At 61.6% G+C, this 18,230-nt stretch carries 15 protein-coding genes; 4 read left to right on the forward strand and 11 right to left on the reverse strand.

The features are described from left to right. Nucleotides 1-89: 89 nt before the first annotated feature. A complete protein-coding gene (locus ACL9RI_RS21500) occupies nt 90-1,208 on the reverse strand; it encodes a phospholipase A (RefSeq protein WP_422728529.1) in 1,119 nt (372 codons plus the stop codon). A gap of 264 nt (nt 1,209-1,472) precedes the next feature. Here ACL9RI_RS21500 and fusA point away from each other — a divergent pair, with 264 nt between their 5' ends. Continuing rightward, complete coding sequence (gene fusA, locus ACL9RI_RS21505; RefSeq protein ID WP_422728530.1) at nt 1,473-3,581, forward strand: elongation factor G; 2,109 nt, start codon at nt 1,473-1,475, stop codon at nt 3,579-3,581. Nucleotides 3,582-3,688: 107 nt separating this feature from the next. Here fusA and ACL9RI_RS21510 read toward each other — a convergent pair whose 3' ends face one another. Genes ACL9RI_RS21510 through ACL9RI_RS21525 form a run of 4 tightly spaced genes read right to left on the reverse strand, consistent with a single transcriptional unit; the run spans nt 3,689 to nt 8,393 of the window. Beyond that, nucleotides 3,689-4,867, reverse strand: a complete 1,179-nt coding sequence (locus ACL9RI_RS21510) for an HlyD family efflux transporter periplasmic adaptor subunit (protein ID WP_422728531.1) — start codon at nt 4,865-4,867, stop codon at nt 3,689-3,691. A gap of 24 nt (nt 4,868-4,891) precedes the next feature. After that, on the reverse strand, nt 4,892-6,361 hold the full coding sequence (locus ACL9RI_RS21515; protein ID WP_422728532.1) for an efflux transporter outer membrane subunit: 1,470 nt from the start codon (nt 6,359-6,361) through the stop codon (nt 4,892-4,894). Between the two features lie 5 nt (nt 6,362-6,366). Continuing rightward, nucleotides 6,367-7,941, reverse strand: a complete 1,575-nt coding sequence (locus ACL9RI_RS21520; RefSeq protein WP_422728533.1) for a DHA2 family efflux MFS transporter permease subunit — start codon at nt 7,939-7,941, stop codon at nt 6,367-6,369. Further along, entirely contained in the window at nt 7,941-8,393 is a 453-nt protein-coding gene (locus ACL9RI_RS21525) for a MarR family winged helix-turn-helix transcriptional regulator (protein WP_422728534.1), read from the reverse strand. Before ACL9RI_RS21525 ends, ACL9RI_RS21520 begins: the two co-directional genes overlap by 1 nt. Before the next feature lie 138 nt (nt 8,394-8,531). On the opposite strand from ACL9RI_RS21525, the gene ACL9RI_RS21530 reads away from it, so the two are divergent. Then, nucleotides 8,532-9,056 carry an SRPBCC family protein gene (locus ACL9RI_RS21530; protein WP_422728535.1) on the forward strand — a complete coding sequence of 175 codons (525 nt, stop codon included), beginning with the start codon at nt 8,532-8,534 and terminating at the stop codon, nt 9,054-9,056. Nucleotides 9,057-9,985: 929 nt separating this feature from the next. Here ACL9RI_RS21530 and ACL9RI_RS21535 read toward each other — a convergent pair. The 6 genes from ACL9RI_RS21535 to ACL9RI_RS21560 all read right to left on the reverse strand — a co-directional run bounded on the left by ACL9RI_RS21535 (nt 9,986) and on the right by ACL9RI_RS21560 (nt 13,912). Beyond that, entirely contained in the window at nt 9,986-10,360 is a 375-nt protein-coding gene (locus ACL9RI_RS21535; protein ID WP_422728536.1) for a VOC family protein, read from the reverse strand. Between the two features lie 172 nt (nt 10,361-10,532). Then, nucleotides 10,533-11,078, reverse strand: coding sequence for a hypothetical protein (locus tag ACL9RI_RS21540; protein ID WP_422728537.1), 546 nt, complete (start codon nt 11,076-11,078; stop codon nt 10,533-10,535). Continuing rightward, on the reverse strand, nt 11,065-11,565 hold the full coding sequence (locus ACL9RI_RS21545; protein ID WP_422728538.1) for a hypothetical protein: 501 nt from the start codon (nt 11,563-11,565) through the stop codon (nt 11,065-11,067). The genes ACL9RI_RS21540 and ACL9RI_RS21545 overlap by 14 nt, the downstream gene beginning before the upstream one ends. Further along, entirely contained in the window at nt 11,562-11,780 is a 219-nt protein-coding gene (locus ACL9RI_RS21550; RefSeq protein ID WP_422728539.1) for a DUF7661 family protein, read from the reverse strand. Before ACL9RI_RS21550 ends, ACL9RI_RS21545 begins: the two co-directional genes overlap by 4 nt. Continuing rightward, nucleotides 11,777-12,682 (reverse strand): alpha/beta hydrolase, encoded by a 906-nt coding sequence (locus ACL9RI_RS21555; RefSeq protein ID WP_422728540.1) that lies wholly within the window; start codon nt 12,680-12,682, stop codon nt 11,777-11,779. Before ACL9RI_RS21555 ends, ACL9RI_RS21550 begins: the two co-directional genes overlap by 4 nt. A gap of 54 nt (nt 12,683-12,736) precedes the next feature. Continuing rightward, nucleotides 12,737-13,912 carry an FAD-dependent oxidoreductase gene (locus ACL9RI_RS21560; protein ID WP_422728541.1) on the reverse strand — a complete coding sequence of 392 codons (1,176 nt, stop codon included), beginning with the start codon at nt 13,910-13,912 and terminating at the stop codon, nt 12,737-12,739. 102 nt (nt 13,913-14,014) lie between these two features. Between ACL9RI_RS21560 and ACL9RI_RS21565 the strand changes: the two genes are divergently transcribed. Both ACL9RI_RS21565 and ACL9RI_RS21570 read left to right on the forward strand, forming a co-directional pair. Next, the gene (locus ACL9RI_RS21565; RefSeq protein ID WP_422728542.1) at nt 14,015-14,938 is read left to right on the forward strand and encodes a LysR family transcriptional regulator; all 924 of its coding nucleotides are present in this window, start codon (nt 14,015-14,017) and stop codon (nt 14,936-14,938) included. 81 nt (nt 14,939-15,019) lie between these two features. Then, a complete protein-coding gene (locus tag ACL9RI_RS21570) occupies nt 15,020-18,229 on the forward strand; it encodes a PAS domain-containing protein (RefSeq protein ID WP_422728543.1) in 3,210 nt (1,069 codons plus the stop codon). Nucleotide 18,230: the final 1 nt, after the last annotated feature.

The following is an 18,230-nucleotide window of genomic DNA, read 5'->3' on the forward strand; positions in this document are numbered from 1 at the left end:
AGTCACCTCTCCCTTCCGCTCGCTACGGTTTTGTTAGGTGTTGTAAATTTTCTCCATAAAAAATGGCGCCGTCGGCGCCATTTTTACGTCTAGAAGTCCACCAGGAACCCGCCGCCCAGCGATTTCTGCGAGTAGTTATAGTCGATCAGGCTTTGTCCATACCCTGAAAACAGTTGCAGATAACCTTTCAGGTTGGCTTTCAGCGGGAAAGCCCAGCCTGCCTGCACGGAGCCGTGGCGCTTGCTGAAGTTGCGCCGCGCCGTGACGGAGAATTCATGGCCGTCGTTGCGGTAGCTGACCTTCACGTCGCCATGGCCCATGTAGTCGACGATGTCGAGATTGTCATTGTCCTTTACGCCGTTGTCGAGGCGGCGCCAGATGCGCGCGGCAACCGCCACATTTTCATGTTCCATGCCCAGTTCCGCATACAGCCGGTTCCAGCTGCGCGACAGGGTCGAGGTCTGGCCGTTGGACTGGTGCACCAGGCCCAGGTTCAGGTATTTGAAGTCCAGCCCCGCCAGTGATTTGTTGATCGGCATGACCAGCATGACTTCCGGCTGGTAGTTGGTTTCGCGGAAAGGGCTCGATTCCTTGCGGTTATAGGCTTGCCAGAAACTTTGCTGCGTGTAGCCAAACCACATATCGATCGGCGTGCCGGCGATGTCTTCCATCATCTTCATCTTGAAGCTCAGCTGGTACGTCAGCTCCACGTGCTGGCTCTTGATGCCGCCCGGAGTGAAGTCCTTGAACGGTTCATCGTTCGAGGAGGTGCTGTAATTGGCCAGCAACAGGTAATTGTCGCGATGGGGGCGGAAATTGAACAGGCCCCGCTTGGAAGCGTCATCGAGTTCCCATAATTGCGTCAGGCGCGAGATCGGCGCTTCCGGCGGCGCTGCGCCGGCCTGGGCCACGACAGGGATGGCGGCGTTGACGGCGTCCGGCGTGACGATGGCGGCCGGATTGGTGGCGGAACCGGTGGTCGAAGCGGCGGCCACTGCCAAGGTGGCCGCCGTGGCTTGCGGATTGCCGCCATTGGCGATCGTTGCTTCTTCGACGGCCTTGGCCAGTGTGTCAAAACAGCCGAGGCGGGCGCTGGCGTCGCCGAGCACGGCGCAGCGCTGCATCTGTTGTTCCAGTTCGCCGGCCATGGCAAATGCTGGCGAGGCCAGCAAGGTAGTCAGGATGATGTTTCTTATTTCAATTTTCATAGGCGCCATAGCAGGGAGGGGACGACAGCAGTGAAACCGATCATTGATGCTGATCAAAGTTTTGTTACTTGTGCATGGAAAGTATAGCGGAAACCCTTTTTTTCCTGCTCAGCTAGCGTGCGCGGCCCATCCCGCTTCGAGCGCACCCGAAATCGGCCCTGTCACACCTGTGAAATCGATGTCTGCTACACTGAAAAAACGACACGTGCTCCGGGCATTTCCCGCCTGACGTCGCGTGCACCATGGCTAGCAATGGAGATTGTGATGACCCGCAAAACACCTATCGAGCGCTACCGCAACATTGGCATCAGCGCCCACATCGACGCCGGCAAGACCACCACTACCGAGCGTATCCTGTTCTATACCGGCGTGAACCATAAAATAGGCGAGGTGCATAACGGCGCCGCCACCATGGACTGGATGGAGCAGGAGCAGGAGCGGGGCATCACGATTACCTCGGCCGCCACCACCGCCTTCTGGAAAGGCATGGCCGGCAATTTCCCCGAACATCGCATCAACATTATCGATACGCCGGGCCACGTGGATTTCACCATCGAGGTGGAGCGCTCGATGCGCGTGCTCGACGGCGCCGTGATGGTGTATGACGCGGTGGGCGGCGTGCAGCCGCAATCGGAAACCGTGTGGCGGCAAGCCAATAAATACCATGTGCCGCGCATCGCCTTCATCAACAAGATGGACCGGGTGGGCGCCGATTTCCTGCGCGTGCGCCAGCAGATCCGCGACCGCCTGAAAGGCGTGGCCGTGCCTATCCAGCTGCCGATCGGCGCCGAAGACCATTTTACGGGCGTGATCGACCTGGTCAAAATGCGCGCGATTACCTGGGACGACGCCAGCCAGGGCGTGCAGTTCAGCTATGGCGACATCCCCGCCGCCCTGCAGGAAGAGGCGCAGCAGTGGCACGACAACCTGGTCGAGCAGGCGGCCGAAGCCACGCCGGAATTGACGGAGCGCTACCTGAATGGCGACAGCTTTACGGAAGCGGAGCTCAAGCAAGCCTTGCGCGCGCGCACCATCCGCAATGAAATCGTGCCCATGCTGTGCGGCAGCGCCTTTAAAAACAAGGGCGTGCAGGCGATGCTGGACGCCGTCATCGAATACCTGCCGTCGCCGCTGGAAGTGCCGCCCATCATGGGCCACGATGAACACGACAACGAGGTGGAGCGCCATCCGGCCGACGATGAACACTTTTCGGCGCTGGCCTTCAAGATCATGACCGACCCGTTCGTGGGCCAGCTGACGTTTTTCCGCGTGTATTCGGGTGTGGTGAACTCGGGCGACATGGTCTACAACCCCACCAAGAGCGCGCGCGAGCGGCTGGGGCGCATCCTGCAGATGCATGCGAATGAACGCAAGGAAATCAAGGAAGTGTATGCGGGCGACATTGCCGCCGCCGTGGGCCTGAAAGCAGTGACCACGGGCGATACCCTGTGCGCGATCGATCACATCATCGTGCTGGAAAAGATGATTTTCCCGGAACCCGTGATCTCGCAGGCGGTCGAGCCTAAAACCAAGCCGGACCAGGAAAAGATGGGCATCGCCCTGAACCGGCTGGCGCAGGAAGACCCGTCGTTCAAGGTGCATACCGATGAAGAGTCGGGCCAGACCATCATGTCGGGCATGGGCGAGCTGCACCTGGAAATCCTGGTCGACCGCATGCGGCGCGAATTTGGCGTCGAGGCCAACGTGGGCAAGCCGCAGGTGGCCTACCGCGAAACCATCACGCGCACGGTGGAAGATATCGAAGGCAAGTTCGTCAAGCAATCGGGCGGGCGGGGCCAGTACGGCCACGTGGTGCTCAAGCTCGAACCGCTGGAGCCGGGGACGGGCTACCAGTTTGTCGACGCCATCAAGGGCGGCGTGGTGCCCCGTGAATTCATCCCGGCCGTGGATAAAGGCATCCTGGAAACCCTGAAATCAGGCGTGCTGGCCGGTTATCCGGTGGTGGACGTGAAGGCAACCTTGACGTTCGGCTCCTACCACGATGTTGATTCGAATGAAAACGCGTTCCGCATGGCCGGTTCCATCGCCTTCAAGGATGGCATGCGCAAGGCGGCGCCCGTGTTGCTGGAACCGATGATGCAGGTCGAGGCGGAAACGCCGGAAGACTTCATGGGCAACGTGATGGGCGACCTGACGGCGCGGCGCGGCATGGTGCAGGGCGTGGACGACATCCCCGGCGGCACCGGCCGCATCGTGCGCGCCCTGGTGCCACTGGCTGAAATGTTCGGCTATTCGACCACCCTGCGTTCATTGACGCAGGGCAGGGCGACCTACACCATGGAGTTCAAGCATTATGCGGCCGTGCCCAAGCATATATTGGAGCAGGTGGCGGCGGCGGGGAAGGCGAAGTAAGGACTGTGGAGTACTCGATCAGGTAGCGTCCGCCTATGTGGCAAAGTAAGGCTGGGGTCAGACCCGACGGGTCTGACCCCGGATGTCGTTTGAGTTCAATGGATGGTTCAATGCGCGAGGTTCTGCGCAATAATCGTATCCGCCATTTTCACCGCCTCATCCACCGGCTGGCTCAAGGCCTTGGTCGTGTACACGGTAGCCGCTACCATCGGCTGGTCCAGGGTGGCGCCCTCGCCATGGCTGGTGTCGACCGTGACGGTGGTCGACAGGCCGATGCGCAGCGGGTGGGCGGCCAGTTCCTTCGGATCGAGCGCGATGCGCACCGGCACGCGCTGCACCACCTTGATCCAGTTGCCGGTGGCGTTTTGCGCCGGCAGCAGGGAAAACGCGCTGCCGGTGCCGGCCGACATGCCTTGCACCTTGCCGTGGTACACCACCTTGCTGCCGTACAGGTCGGTCTCGATGGTGGCGGCCTGGCCCACGCGGATATTGCGCAATTCCGATTCCTTGAAGTTGGCGTCGACCCACAGCTGGTCCAGCGGCACGATGGACATCAGCGGCGTGCCTGGCGTGACATGGCTGCCCAGCTGCACATTGCGCTTGGCCACATAACCTGACACGGGCGCGATGACGGCGTTGCGGCGCACGGCCAGCCAGGCTTGCACCAGATCATCCTTTGCCGACAGCACGGCCGGGTGGCTGGCCAGCAGCACGCCCGCCACGCCGGCGCGCATGGAATCGGCCTGGCGCTGGGCCACCGTCAAGGCAGCCCTGGCGTCATCCACGGCTTGTTTGGCATGCGCCAGGTCTTCGCCGGAAATCGTATGGTCGGCTGCCAGCGGCGCGCGGCGGGCCAGGTTGCCCTGCGCCGTAGCCAGCGCCAGGCGGCGCTGTTCGACCACGGCGTCGTATTGCGCCACGCCCGTATAGCGCTCGCGCTCCTGGCGCACCACATTGCCCAGGCGTGCCTGGGCCTGGCTCAGCGCCAGGTCGGCGTCGATGCCGTCCAGGGTGATCAGCGGGGCGCCGGCCTGCACCATTTGCGTTTCGTCGGCGCGGATTTCATTGACGTTGCCCGTCACTTGCGACGACAGGGTGACCAGGTTGCCGCCCACGTAGGCGTTGTCCGTTTGTTCTTCCTTCGACAGCACCAGCTTGTAGTAGCCGGCCCAGCCCAGGCCCGCCAGCACGAACAGGCCGGTGATGCCCAGCAAGACTTTCTTGCGTTTGTTATTGCCTTCAACAGGCGTATCGGAAGCGGTATTGCTATTGTTATCGTTGCTCATGATGAATTCTCTAGTCTGCAATGTTTAGTGTGAAGCTGTCGAGGATGCTGCTGCCGTGCTGGTGTCCGGAAAATCGCTGGCGCCCCGGTAGCCGCCACCGAGGGCCAGGTTCAGGCTGATTTCCGCGTTTTGCCGCTGTTGTTGTAATTGCATCAACAAGTCTTGCTGGAAGCGTACGGTCATTTCCGCACTCAGCTGGGTGGCGCGGTCGGCCAGGCCCTGTTTCAGACGGGCATTGGCGTTGCTCAATTGTTTTTCGCTGGTGCGCATGTTTTCCTCTTGCAGGCGCAGCTGGCTATCCACGCCCTGTAGCTTGGCGCCGGCCTGGGCCACGTCGCGCACCACGTTGAACACGCTCTGGTTGTAATCGGCGATCAGTTCGTTGCGTTCCGTGCGCGCGCCCCCCAACTGCGCCTGCAGCCGGCCGGCATCGAACAGCGGTAGCGACAAGGCGGGGCCGATAAACAGGGTGCGGCTGCCAGACTCCAGCAGCTTGCCCAGTTTGACGGCATCGAGGCCAAACGAGGCGCCCAGGTCGATATCGGGATAAAACGCGGCCTTGGCGGCATCGATGCGGCTCATGGAAGCTTGCACCCGCCAGCGGGCCGCCTGCAAGTCGGGCCGGCGCGCAAGCAATTCCATGCCCAGCTTGCCTGGCATGGCGTGCGGTAATGCCGCAGCCTGGCGCGGCTGCAAATTGGCCAGCGCGGTGCTGTCGGCGCCCAGCAGCGCGCGGATGGCTTCGCGCTCGGTGATGATCTGCGTTTCCAGCAAGGCGATCTGCTGCTGTATCAAGCTCAAGCGGGTTTGCGCCGACAGGTGTTCATCGTTCACGCCCAGGCCGTTGGCGATGCGCTTTTCCTTGTCGGCCACCAGGTCTTGCTGCAGTTTCACCAGCGCATGCAGGTTATCCATGCGCGCCCAGTTGGTCTGGATGCTGAAATAGTGCTTGGCGATTTCGGCGGCCAGCATCTGTTCCGACATGGCGAATTCGGCGCGGCGCGCATTGACTTCGCCCAGCGCCGAAGCGATTTGCGCCTTGTGCTTGCCCCACCAGTCCAGGTCGTAATGGGCTTGCATGCCGACTGTTTCTTCCGAGTAGTAGCTGCCGCCGATGGGGGCGGGGAACAGGCCATTGCCCGAATAGCGCTGGCGGTTGGCGTTGGCCGTCAAGCTGACGTTGGCGTCGCGGTCGGCATGCTGGTAGTCGAACGCGGCCTGGGCCGAATTGATGCGCGCATTGGCCACGTCCAGGCTGGGGCTGGCAGCCAGCGCCTGGCCGATCAAGCCGTCCAGCTGATCGTCCTGGAACTGGCGCCACCACTGGGCGGCGGGCCAGCCTTCGCTGGCCAGGTGGATATCGGCCGCCAGCTGCACCTTGGCCAGGTCTTGCTGCGGCAACACTTGCGTATCGGGCGGAATGCTGGCGCAGCCGGCCAGGGCCAGGCTGAATGCCAGTACGGTCAGTGAAAATTTCATCGTTTCTTTTTGCATGGTGCTTACTCCATGGCCGCGTGGTCTACCACGACAGGCGCATTTTTCTTTGGGGGACGGATCAGTAACAGCAGCGGCAGGACGAGGATGGTCAGCCACATCATCATCCAGAAGTCATCGAGGTAGGCAATCATCGACGCCTGCCGCGTGATTTCATTATTCAGGGCCGCCATGCCGGTAGCGGTGCTCAGGTTAAACACGCTGGCAATGCCCGGATCTTGCAGGGCCGGATTGGCGATCGTGATGTGTTCCGTCAGCGAGGCATGGGCGATTTGCGTGTTGCGCACCAGCAGGGTTTGCACCAGCGCAATACCGATACTGCTGCCGATATTGCGCACCAGGCTGTAGATCGCCGTGCCTTCGGCGCGCATCTCTGGCGACAAAGTGGCAAACGTGGCCGCGCTCAGCGGCACGAACACCAGGCCCAGGCCGATGCCCTGGATAATGCCGTTCCACACCACCGTGCTGGGCACCAGGGTCAGGGTGAAATTAGCCATTTGCCACAGAGAAAACGCGGTAATCGAAAAGCCCGCCGCCAGCAGCATGCGGGTATCGATCTTGCCCGTCACCTTGCCGACCACCAGCATCGCCATCATCGTGCCCAGGCCGCTGGGCGCCGTGACCAGGCCGGCAATCGCCGCTGGATAGCCCATCAAGCCTTGCAGCATCGATGGCGTCAAAGCGCGGGTGGCGAACAGCACCAGGCCGACGATAAAGATGAACAGCAAGCCGCTGACATAGTTCGAGTTTTTCAGCAGCCGGTAGTCGAGGAAAGACTTGCCGGCCGGGCGCAGCGCTGTGTGGGCGATGAAATAGCACAAGCTCATGGCCAGCACGATGGCTTCGATCCACGTTTCCGTCGAAGAAAACCAGTCATTCTGCTCGCCCCGGTCCAGCAGCATCTGCAGCGCGCCGATGGCCAGGCTCAGGGTGGCGAAACCGAACATGTCAAAGCTCATGCGGCCCTTGGGCGCATCTTTGCGGATATAGCGCCAGATGCCATAAAAAGCCATCGCGCCAATCGGGATGTTGATGAAAAACACCCAGCGCCAGCTATAGCTGTCCGTCAGCCAGCCGCCCAGGGTGGGCCCCAGGATGGGGCCGATCATCACGCCCATGCCCCAGATGGCCATGGCCGAGCCGTGTTTCTCGCGCGGATTGATGTCGAGCAGCACCGCTTGCGACAGCGGCACCAGCGCCGCGCCGAACACGCCCTGCAACAGGCGGGCGGCGACGATTTCCGACAAGGTGCCCGACAGGCCGCACAGCACCGAGGCAATCGTGAAACCGGCAACGGAAACGAGGAAGGTATTCTTTTGGCCAAAGCGGTCGCACAACCATCCCGTGAGCGGCGTGGCGATGGCGGCGGCAACGATAAAGGAAGTCAATACCCAGGTGATCTGGTCTTGCGAGGCAGACAGGCTGCCTTGCATATGCGGCAGCGCCACGTTGGCGATGGTGCCGTCGAGCGCCTGGATGATGGTGGCGAGCATGATCGAAATGGTGATCATGCGCCGGTTCAAGGTCGGGTCCTGCGAAGCGGGCAGGGCAGTGTTACTACTGGCAGAAGCAGAGCTCATCAGGCACACCCGCCCTCTGGCCCGCCCAGCTCCGTCATGCACTGCAAGGTTTCCAGCAGCTCCGTGGCGATCCGCAGTTGCTCAGGATCTATGCCTTGCAGCAATTCTTTGCGGAACCCCTCGGCTTCCTTGCGCACCGTGTCATACACGCGCGTGCCCGATTCCGTCAGCACCACCAGCTTGACCCGGCGGTCGGTTTCCGATTGCTGGCGCAACACGAAGCCCGATTTCACGAGCCGATCCAGCATCGACACCATGGTGGGGTTTTCCACGCCCAGCTGCTGCGCCAGCTCGCTTTGCGAGGGGGGCTGGGCCGATTTGGCGATCATGGCAATGGTCATCCAGCTGGCTTGCCCCAGGTCCAGGTCTTTCAGGCGCCGGTCGATGGCATTGCGCCAGCCCCGCGCCGTCCGGTGGAGCGCGGTCGAGAAGCGCTCTTCGATAGAGATCATAAGGTGAGTCGTCTAATAGTTAGGTTTCGAACTAATATTCTAGCATGCCGTTTTACACCGCGTGCGGGCCTTCCTGTTTTTGGGCGCCGCTGCTACATTAGGTGCCGGGACCAGGACCAACCAACACAGGGAGACAGCATGAGTACGGCAAACCAGCAAGGACAGTACCGCGACAGTAGCGACTTTGTCATCAGCCAGACTTTCGACGCCCCGCGCGAACTGGTGTTTCAATCATGGGTGGAGCCGGAACGCCTGGCGCAATGGTGGGGGCCGGCCGGATTTACCCTCAGCGTGCTGGCGCTGGAGTTGAAACCGGGCGGGATTTTTCACTACGGCATGCGGGCCGATAATGGTTATGAGATGTGGGGCAAGTTTACTTACCAGCAGATTGATGCCCCGGAGCGTATCGTTTCCATCCTGTCGTTTGCCGATCAGCAGGGCAATCCGGTGCAGCATCCGGCCAGCGCGACCTGGCCTCTTGAATCGTTTAATACCATGACGCTCACGGAAGAGAATGGCAAGACGACCATGACGTTGCGCTCGACGCCGCATCGAGCCACAGACGAACAGCATAAGACTTTTGTGGAGGGGCATGTGTCAATGACGGAAGGGTTCAAGGCTACCTTTGCACAGCTGGCGCGCTATCTTTCTAGTGTTCAGTAGTTTTTGTTGAAGTGAGGGCCTGGGTCGCGAGCCTGAGAAAATGTCCAGGGCTGCGTTGCTTGGGCTTGCCGTACATGCGTACTGTCTGCGCCCGCGCGCCTTGCCCTGAACATTTTTCAGGCCCGCTGGGCCCGGGAAGCCTTTGTCGGGGGCTTGGGCTTAGTTTGGAGGTTGTTGGTTGGCGGGTGATCTTGGATAAGCGTGGAACACGGGGAGCTGACAAGCCATGGCGGAATCACGCCCTGTAATTGCCAAGTGTTCGAGAGCTTGTTTGTAGACCCGCGATCGAGTTAATGAAAACGTCACCATTTGAAGATATGCAAACATCGCGTTCTTCCGATGCCAAATAGGTACGAGAAAGGTACTCGGCGATGAAGCAAGTATATGGGATAACGAATCCGACCTGTGCCGCCGATTGTCGGCGAAGCTGTGGCAGTAAGTCCACGATAGACAATGCCGCCACTTTCCAGGCAATGTTTTCAAATCGTTCACTGGGGCGACATGGTAATACGCTGTTCATTGCTTGGCGAAGCAACTCCCGATGACCGACAGATGCTAGGTTATGAATTTCCAAGCCAGTTCCACCTTGAACAAATAGTGGTGGAAACCGCTTCTCGTCCGTTGATGATTGGACGCAAAGCGTAATGTTTACACATACGCCAGCATTCTTGTAGTTTCGAATGAGTGATCTCAACATTGAACGCATCCCCCCTTGTCTGTACATGGTTTTTTTTGTAGGCGCATTGAGCTTACATGAATCCTTGCCAGGAATCTCCCCAGACCCTAATTGGGCTTGCCGTACATGCGTACTGTCTGCGCCCGCGCGCCTTGCCCTGAACATTTTTCAGGTCCGCTGGGCCCAAGGAGCCCTTGCTGGTGCCTTGGGCCTATGCGGGTACTGGTGGTTGGCGGACTATTCGAGCTGCTGATTAGCCGGCAGGCTTTGAAAAGATGTTCACCAGATTGCCGTCCGGGTCACGTACCAGCAGTGACATGTTACCCCAGGGCATGCGTGTTGTTGGCATGACGATGTCGACCTTGTCATGTTGCAGCCGGTCCTGGACAGCTGGTACGTCGGCGACTTCAAATTCCAGGATGGCCGAGCGGTTGGCGGCCGCGATGGCTGCGCCGGCGTTGAAGCGGGCCACCAGTTGCTGGGCGGAGATCGCCAGCACGGCGCCGTCAAAGCGCACTTCGGCAAAGCCGTCGGCCAGCCGCACAGGGTCGATGCCGGAGAGATTTTTGTAGAAGGCGAGAATAGGCTCGAACTGCTCGGTGACAAGACGAATGGATGCGAATTTCATGCTGGGTTCCAATGAAAGAAAAGGAACTTCAGTCTAGGGCAGGCCTTTGTCAGTTTCTGTCAGGAGCGTTTGTGCATTCACGGCGAGGGATGTTCAACGGGGCTCGATCCAAGGCAACGTCTGGACATGCGCCGCCGGCACCGGGCAGTCTGCCGGAATGAAGCGCTTTCTTCTATATGAGCGCGCCGGAAGCCAGGTTTAGAACGAATTTCAACCAGCCGCCAGGTGGATCCCACTCTCCGGATCCGATGAGGTGTCCATCGCTGATACGATGCAGAACGATACCGTCTACGCCAAGGGGCGACTGTTTCCAAAGTAGCTCACCAGTTTTTGAAAAAGCCAGCACTTCAGAGGCAGAAGTGGCGAGTATGGAAAATTTCGGGTCTGGATCATCAATGTCACTGGCTTCGTACATTTTCCCAAAGTAGCCGTCCAGAAGGTAACGGGCAATTGCTTGATCCCTTGTATCGATAACAAATAAATAGGCGCCACAGCCTATATAAACCACACCATCAACGCAGCGAAGATCTTGAGAACATGGGTTCCCTGCACTTGCAAGCACATTTACCCTCGTCCCAAAACCCTTTTGATCGGTAATCGCAATGCTAGCGACGATTTCTCCGCCTTCTTTCTCGCCACCAATAGTGATGAGCTTGTCGTATTGCCAGTTTTCTGATTTGTCTTTGAAATCAATTTCCATATTGCTAGAAGTTGGCATCGCGTTCCCTGCAACTGAGCGATGCATAGTGCGCGTTGGGAAACCTGGCCTGGATGGCGACGTCGCGTAATGCATGGTTGAGATCGACCGGATCTGTCAGGGTGCAGCGATTGGCCTCGGCGAAGGCTGCCAGGTTTTTCGTGCTGCCATTGACCTTCACCGTGACGCCGGCGCCGGGGCTGACGCAGCAGCCTATGTATTGGCTGATGTATTCTTCTTCGATCAGCACCAAGTCATGGCCCAGGAAGCTGGCGCCCTTGGCCACCAGATAGTAATCGGTGTAGTCAAAGCGCTGGTTGGGCTTCTTGCCGACCAGGCCAGCTTGCTTATAGGCCTGGATGGCCTTGCCTGAATAGCCGCTGCGCTCGCTTGTGCCGGGTTTCAGTTGCAGCGCGTGGATCAAGCCGGTTTCCAGTTGCTGTGCGTTTCCGGCATGCGCCAGGGTGGAGCTGGCGGCCAGCAGCATGAAGACGATGGCTTGTTTCATGACAATTGTTTTGCTGAATGATTGCGCGGTGTGGCGTCTTCATGGAACAGGTCGGCCAGATATTCGCACAGTTCCTCTTCCGCCAGGTTGCCGGGCACGATGAAGTCGGCCGGGCGGCGCTTGCCTTCGGCGCCGAAATAAAAGGCGGACCATGCGCCGGGGGCGCCGCGCACGGCAATCAATGAGCCAAAGATATTGAACTTCAGCTCCCTCATGGGCGAGTCTCCCCGGCCTCCATGCCCAGCATCTGGCGAATCACCGGCAGTATCATCTTCCACGCATGCGAGGTGGCGGCGATTTCATCGTAATGGCTGGCGCCGGGCAAGATCAGCACTTCCGCATGGTCGCCGGCCAGTGTGGCCTTGGCCGCATAGTCGTGCGCGACTCTGGGCGGGGAGATGGTGTCCAGTTCCCCGGTAGCCAGCACGGTGCGGCTGCCGTTGGGCATCAGGTCGGCTGCGTTGGTGTCGCTGTAGATGTCGGGCCGCTCGCTGCTGGCGCTGCCGGCCAGTTGCGCCATTTCGCGGTCGCAGCTACTCCGTATCAAATCTTTTTCATGGCGCAGGTCGGCCAGGCCGCCCAGGCTGATGATGTTAGTGACGGGCAGGAAGTTGTCACGGTACAGGGGACTGGTCTTGGGCAGCTTGGCGCGGCCGGCGATCCATTGCACCAGTTGCCCGCCGGCCGAATGGCCCATGGCCACGATGCGGCTGGTGTCGAGCTGATATTGCGCCGCGTGGCTTTGCAGGCTGTCGAGCGCCGCATGCATGTCCTGGTAGGTGCCGGGATAACCGCCGCCCGCTTCATCGACGCGACGATACTCCACATTCCACACGGCAATGCCTTGCGCAGCCAGCGCGCCCGCCACGTTGTGCATCTGCCTGATGCCGCCGAACTCCACTGTCCAGCAGCCGCCATGCACCAGCACCACGACGGGGAATGGTCCCGCGCCAGTCGGGCGGAATAGCTGCGCGTATTGCGAGGGCGCCGCGCCATAGGCAATCTGCACCGTCGGCTCGGGGCCATGCAGCGACAGATAGTCATCGAGACTCAAGGGTGCGGCGACGGCGCCGTGGATGGAAGCGAGCAGGGCGGCGGCGATCAGGGAGTGCTGCATGGGCGTATTCATGTTGTCTGGAAGTAATAACAACACTGTAGCACAGGCTTATGCCTATGCGGAGAGCGGCAAGTCACTGCCCCAGCCGCGCGCCATCTCTGCCACGATGTGCCGGGTATCGGCGTGGCGCGCCCGTTCGTCGCGCTGCCGGCAGGCGTGTTCATCTGTGTTGAGCAGGGCTTGCGCCGCGGCGCGCGCCTGCAAGGTGATCTGGCGTGTCTTGGCCAGCCGGCGGGCCGTGAACGCCGGCAAGGCTGTCTGCAAATCATTGTCTTGCAAGCACTGCGCCAGGTGATACGCGTCTTCCAGCGCCTGGCAGGCGCCCTGGCCCGAGGTGGGCAGGGCGGCATGGGCGGCGTCACCGATCAGCAAGACATTGCTGCGGTGCCAGCAATCAAGCGGATCGTGGTCATGAATGGCGATCTGGCGGATGGCTTGCGGCTGGCTATGCTGGACGACCCTGCGCACGGGATCGGGCCACCCGCCGAACAGGTCAAGCAGATGGGTTTGCAGATCGGGCGGGGCCGATTGCGGGGGAGTGAGCGCCGTTTGTGCGCCTGCCCAATAAAAGCTGTGCGAAGACACGGGCACGATACCAAAGCGCAAGCCCTGGCCCCAGTAATCGTGGATGGCCATCGCATCGAACAAGGGCGGCTGGTCGGCGGGTATTTGTGTTATCCCTACCCAGTTGAGAAAGCCCTGATAGCGGGGCGGGTGGTCGGCACCGAGCACGAACTGGCGCGCGCTTGAGCGCATGCGGCCTTCGGCGCCCAGGATCAGGTCTGCCTGCAGCACCTGGCCATCAAGCAAGTGCACCCGTGCTTGCTGGTCCGCAGCGTGAGACAGCGAGACCACTTGCCGGCCATATTGCACCTCCACCCCCAGTTCTTGCAGCTGGTCCAGCAAAATGGCTTGCAGGTCGCGCCGCAAGATGGCATGGCTGGCCTGGCCCATGGCATGGTCGAGCTGGCCGATATCGAGCGCGTTCAATAACTCGCCATGGCGATCGAGCCAGCGCATCTGCACCGGTGTGCCCCCCTTGGCGGCCACCGCCGCCAATAAACCCATCTGCTCCAGCACCCGGCTGGCGTTCGGCCACAGCACCACGCCGCCGCCCATGGTGTCCGGCACCTGCTGGCGCTCCAGTACGGTAATCCGGTGGCCCTGGCGCTGCAGGGTCAAGGCGCAGGCGGCGCCCGCGATGCCAGCGCCCAGTATCAGGATATGCATGTTTACTCCCAGTTGATCAAGGACAGGCATGGTAGATCAGCGTTACAAATGGCGGAATGGGGGATAATTGGCATGCATCTTTGCAATATCGGGATAATCACGATGACGAATACCATCGATCTGAATCATTTACGCTATTTCCTGGCGGTCGTGGACGCAGGCAGTTTTGCCGGCGCGGCGCGCAGCATGGGCTTGCCGACCTCGAACATCAGCCGCCATATTGCCCAGCTGGAAGCGCAACTTGGATCGCGGCTGCTGGAACGGACCACGCGGCAATTGCGCATGACGGGGCAGGGACGGCTGCTGCAGGCGCGGGCGCGGCCGCTGATGGATGATTTATTGTCGCTGGAAGCCGAGTTGCAGGACCAGCACGCTACCCTGCGCGGCGTGTTAAAGCTCAGTCTGCCTGGGGAATTCGGCACGCGCACGATCGGTCCCCTGGTCGCCGAGTTTGCGGCCCAGCATCCTTTGCTGGAAATCGAATGCCAGACCACGATGACGGGCAGCGAACCGGTGCGCGACGACGTGGACCTGGCGATCGTGTTCCAGCGCGGCTTGCCACCCGACAGCGCATTGATCCAGCAAACTTTATTGTCCTTTCCCTGCATTGTGGTTGCCGCGCCGTCACTCATCGAACGGCATGGCTTGCCGCAGACGGTGAGCCAGCTGGCAGGCTTGCCCTGTATTACCACGCGGGCTGCCTTGCACGGCAGGGCCTGGCAATTTCGTGCTGGCGATGGCCGGCCACTGCATGCGCACGTGCAGGCCCGTTACCGGGTCGATAGCGGGGAGATGGCGGGCAGCGCGGCGCTGGCAGGGATAGGCTATGCGCTGCTGGCCCGCGCCGCCTGCGAAACCGAGCTGGCGCAGGGCAATCTGGTGCATGTCACACTGGATCTGGAAGCCATGCCGCTGGACGTGGTGGCCTGTTATCCCAGCCATCGCCACCTGGCGCACAAGACGCGTGCCTTGCTGGCGCTACTGCAACAACGCTTGCCGGCGATGCTGGCAATGGCGGCCCGATAGAAAACACCGTTATGCTTTTCTGTCTTGATAGCCTTACACCATGGTATATTCCGGGCATCAGTGACATAGCTTATCGATAAGGTGCACGCAAACAACATCATCAAACTGCTGGATGCCGAGCATGGCGCCCTGGGAAGCATTGCAGCAGGCGTCAGCCTGGTCCATGTGCTGGAACACCTGTTGCTGGCGCTGCAAGGCCAGTCGGAGGAAACCATGCACGGCTGTGTCGTCACGATCGACGAGGCCGACCGCATCAGTGGCTTGTCCGCCCCCAGCCTGCCGCACGACCTTTGCCATAGCCTGCAGCAAGATACGCCGCCGTCGCCCCTGTCGCCATTCGGCGTGGCGGCGTTTTCCGGCGCGCCCGTATATTGCGGCGATATTGCGCGCGAACAAGGCTGGAGCCTGGGCCGCAAGGAAGCGTTGCTGCACGGCTATCGCGGCTGCTGGGTCGCCCCCGTGTTCAGCGCCAGGGGCCACATCCTGGGCGTGCTGGGACTGCTGTTCCAGGCACCCGGCCATCCCACGCAAGACGAGACCGAATGGCTGCTGGTGGCGGCGCGCATCGTGGCCCACGTAATCGAACGCAGCGAGCTGGAAGCGACCCTGCACGCCAGCCGCGAACATTTTCAGTACGCCATCGAACTCAATGCCCAGGTGCTGTGGACGGCCGACCGGGAAGGCCAGCTCGATTACGTGGCGCAGCGCTGGCGCGAATGGACGGGCAACCCAGGCCTGGGCGATGACTGGCGCGACGCCGTCCACCCGGAAGACCTGGCCCGCACCGAGGCTGCCTGGCGCGAGGCGGTGGCCAGCGGCCAGCCGTGCGACGTGGAATTGCGCGTGCAGCGGCGCGGCGGGCGCTACCGCTGGGTCAGGGCGCGCGCCTATTGCCGGCGCGACGAGGCGGGACTGCCCATGAAGTGGTATGGCTCCACCGAAGACATCGACGATCACTGGCATGCGCGCCATGCCTTGCTGGACCGGGAAGCGCAATTTCGCTCGCTGGCCTCGGCCATGCCCAACCAGGCCTGGCTGGCCTGTAGCCAGGGCAACACGTACTGGGTCAATGAGCGCGTCTGCGAATACACGGGGCTGTCGCTGCAGGCGCTGGTCGAGGGCGGCTTGCGCGACTGCGTGCATCCCGATGACCGCCAGGCCGCCAAGGATAGCTGGCGGCTGGCCGTGAGTAATGCCAGCGCGTATGAAAATGAATTCCGCATGCGTTGTGCCAGCGATGGCGTCTACCGCTGGTTTCTGGCGCGCGCCATGCCCCTGTTCGACGAGCAAGGTCTCGTGCTGCGCTGGGTGGGCACCAACACGGACGTGCAGGAACAAAAGAATCTGCTGGAAAAGATGGCCTACCTGAATTCCTCGCTGGAAGAGGAAATGGCCAACCGCACGGCCGACCGCGACCGCATGTGGCGCTTGTCGACCGACATCATGCTGGTGGCCGACATGCGCGGCAAGATCATCGCTGTCAATCCGGCCTGGACGGGCATCCTGGAACGGCCCGAGATCGAGTCGCTGGGCATGGATTTCATCAGCCTGGTGCATCCCGACGACCGCAGCGCGGCGCTGGACGACCTGGCGCGCATGGCCCGCTGCGGCGCCACCTTGCGCATGGAAAACCGTTACCGGCGCCGCGATGGCAGCTACCGCTGGATTTCGTGGACGGCGGTGCCGGCGCAAAACCTGGTGCATGCGATCGGCCGCGACGTGACCGATGAGCGCGACGCCCGGCTGGCGCTGGTGCGCAGCGAGCAAGCCTTGCTGCAGGCGCAAAAGCTGGAATCGATCGGCAAGCTGACGGGCGGCGTGGCGCACGATTTCAATAACGTGCTGCAAATTATCTCGGGTAATCTGCAACTGCTGAAACTGACCCTGGCCGATAACTCGCAGGCGGCGCAGCGGCTGGCGTCGGCCGCGGCCGCCGTCGAGCGGGGCGCCAAGCTGTCGTCGCAATTGCTGGCCTTTGCCCGCCGCCAGCCCTTGCGGCCGCTGGTAACGGACCTGGGACGCTTGCTGCGCCGCATGCACGAACTGATACGGCGCGCGCTGGGCGAGCAAATCGTCGAAGAAACGTTTATCAGCGATGGCCTGTGGCACACCCTGGTCGATCCGAACCAGATGGAAAACGTGCTGCTGAACATGGCGATCAATGCGCGCGATGCGATGGAAGATGGCGGGCGGATCACCTTTGCCTTGAGCAATATCACGCTCGATGCGGCGTATGCCCGCCTGCAGGCCGATGTGCTGCCAGGCCAGTATGTCTTGCTCAGTATTACCGACACGGGCCATGGCATGGAGCGCGACGTGATCGACCAGATTTTCGAACCGTTCTTTACTACCAAGAAAGAGGGCGACGGCACCGGCCTGGGCTTGAGCATGGCCTATGGTTTTATACGCCAGAGCGCCGGCCACATCAAGGTCGACAGCGCGCCCGGCGCCGGCACCACCTTCAAGATTTACCTGCCGCGCTCGCTGGAGCGCCTGGCCGAACCGCCGCCCGGGCTGGCTGGCCCCGTGCTGGGCGGCGGTGAAACCATTCTGGTGGTGGAAGACGACGCCGCCGTGCGCAACACGGTGGTCGACATGCTGCGCGGCCTCGGTTATGAAGTGCTGCATGCGGGCGACGGCGCCACCGCCCTGACGATCTTGCGCGGCGGCGTCAGCGTCGACCTGCTGTTTACCGACGTGGTCATGCCCGGTCCCGTGGGCAGTACCGAGCTGGCGCGCCAGGCCCGGCAGCTGCTGCCCGAGCTGGCCGTGTTGTTTACCTCGGGCTACACGCACAACGTCATCATGCAGGATGGCCGCCTGGCGCCCAGCGTGGAGTTGCTGAGCAAGCCTTACCGGCGCGAAGACCTGGCGCGCACGGTGCGCCATCTGCTGGCCGACCGCCGCCTGCCGGGCGCACCCGACCCGTCGGGCCGGCGCGTGCTGCTGGTGGAAGATAACGACGATGCGCGCGTGATGAGCACGGAAATGCTCAACATCCTCGGCCATACCGTGCACGGCGTGCGCAGCGCCGAGGAAGCCTTGCCGCTGCTGGCCTTGCCGGGACTCGATATCCTGGTGACCGACATCAGCCTGCCCGGCATGTCCGGCGCGGAACTGGCCCGCCACGCCCGCGCCGGCTGGCCGCACCTGGACGTGGTGTTCGCCTCGGGCCACGACTGGGGCGCCAGCCTGGCGCAGGACCAGCAGGCGCATTTCCTGCAAAAACCGTACAGCCTGGATGAACTGGCGACCGTGCTGAAACGCAGGCGCGCGGCGCCGGCAGGCTGAT

The organism is Janthinobacterium sp. Mn2066 (genome assembly GCF_049319705.1).
Taxonomy (GTDB): domain Bacteria; phylum Pseudomonadota; class Gammaproteobacteria; order Burkholderiales; family Burkholderiaceae_D; genus Janthinobacterium.

Coding starts and splice junctions, on each gene's coding strand:
- ACL9RI_RS21500 (WP_422728529.1), bottom strand. CDS start 1,208: ATGAAAATTGAAATAAGAAACATCATCCTGACTACCTTGCTGGCCTCG.
- ACL9RI_RS21530 (WP_422728535.1), top strand. CDS start 8,532: ATGAGTACGGCAAACCAGCAAGGACAGTACCGCGACAGTAGCGACTTT.
- fusA (WP_422728530.1), top strand. CDS start 1,473: ATGACCCGCAAAACACCTATCGAGCGCTACCGCAACATTGGCATCAGC.
- ACL9RI_RS21565 (WP_422728542.1), top strand. CDS start 14,015: ATGACGAATACCATCGATCTGAATCATTTACGCTATTTCCTGGCGGTC.
- ACL9RI_RS21525 (WP_422728534.1), bottom strand. CDS start 8,393: ATGATCTCTATCGAAGAGCGCTTCTCGACCGCGCTCCACCGGACGGCG.
- ACL9RI_RS21515 (WP_422728532.1), bottom strand. CDS start 6,361: ATGCAAAAAGAAACGATGAAATTTTCACTGACCGTACTGGCATTCAGC.
- ACL9RI_RS21535 (WP_422728536.1), bottom strand. CDS start 10,360: ATGAAATTCGCATCCATTCGTCTTGTCACCGAGCAGTTCGAGCCTATT.
- ACL9RI_RS21560 (WP_422728541.1), bottom strand. CDS start 13,912: ATGCATATCCTGATACTGGGCGCTGGCATCGCGGGCGCCGCCTGCGCC.
- ACL9RI_RS21555 (WP_422728540.1), bottom strand. CDS start 12,682: ATGCAGCACTCCCTGATCGCCGCCGCCCTGCTCGCTTCCATCCACGGC.
- ACL9RI_RS21545 (WP_422728538.1), bottom strand. CDS start 11,565: ATGAAACAAGCCATCGTCTTCATGCTGCTGGCCGCCAGCTCCACCCTG.
- ACL9RI_RS21510 (WP_422728531.1), bottom strand. CDS start 4,867: ATGAGCAACGATAACAATAGCAATACCGCTTCCGATACGCCTGTTGAA.
- ACL9RI_RS21540 (WP_422728537.1), bottom strand. CDS start 11,078: ATGCCAACTTCTAGCAATATGGAAATTGATTTCAAAGACAAATCAGAA.
- ACL9RI_RS21550 (WP_422728539.1), bottom strand. CDS start 11,780: ATGAGGGAGCTGAAGTTCAATATCTTTGGCTCATTGATTGCCGTGCGC.
- ACL9RI_RS21520 (WP_422728533.1), bottom strand. CDS start 7,941: ATGAGCTCTGCTTCTGCCAGTAGTAACACTGCCCTGCCCGCTTCGCAG.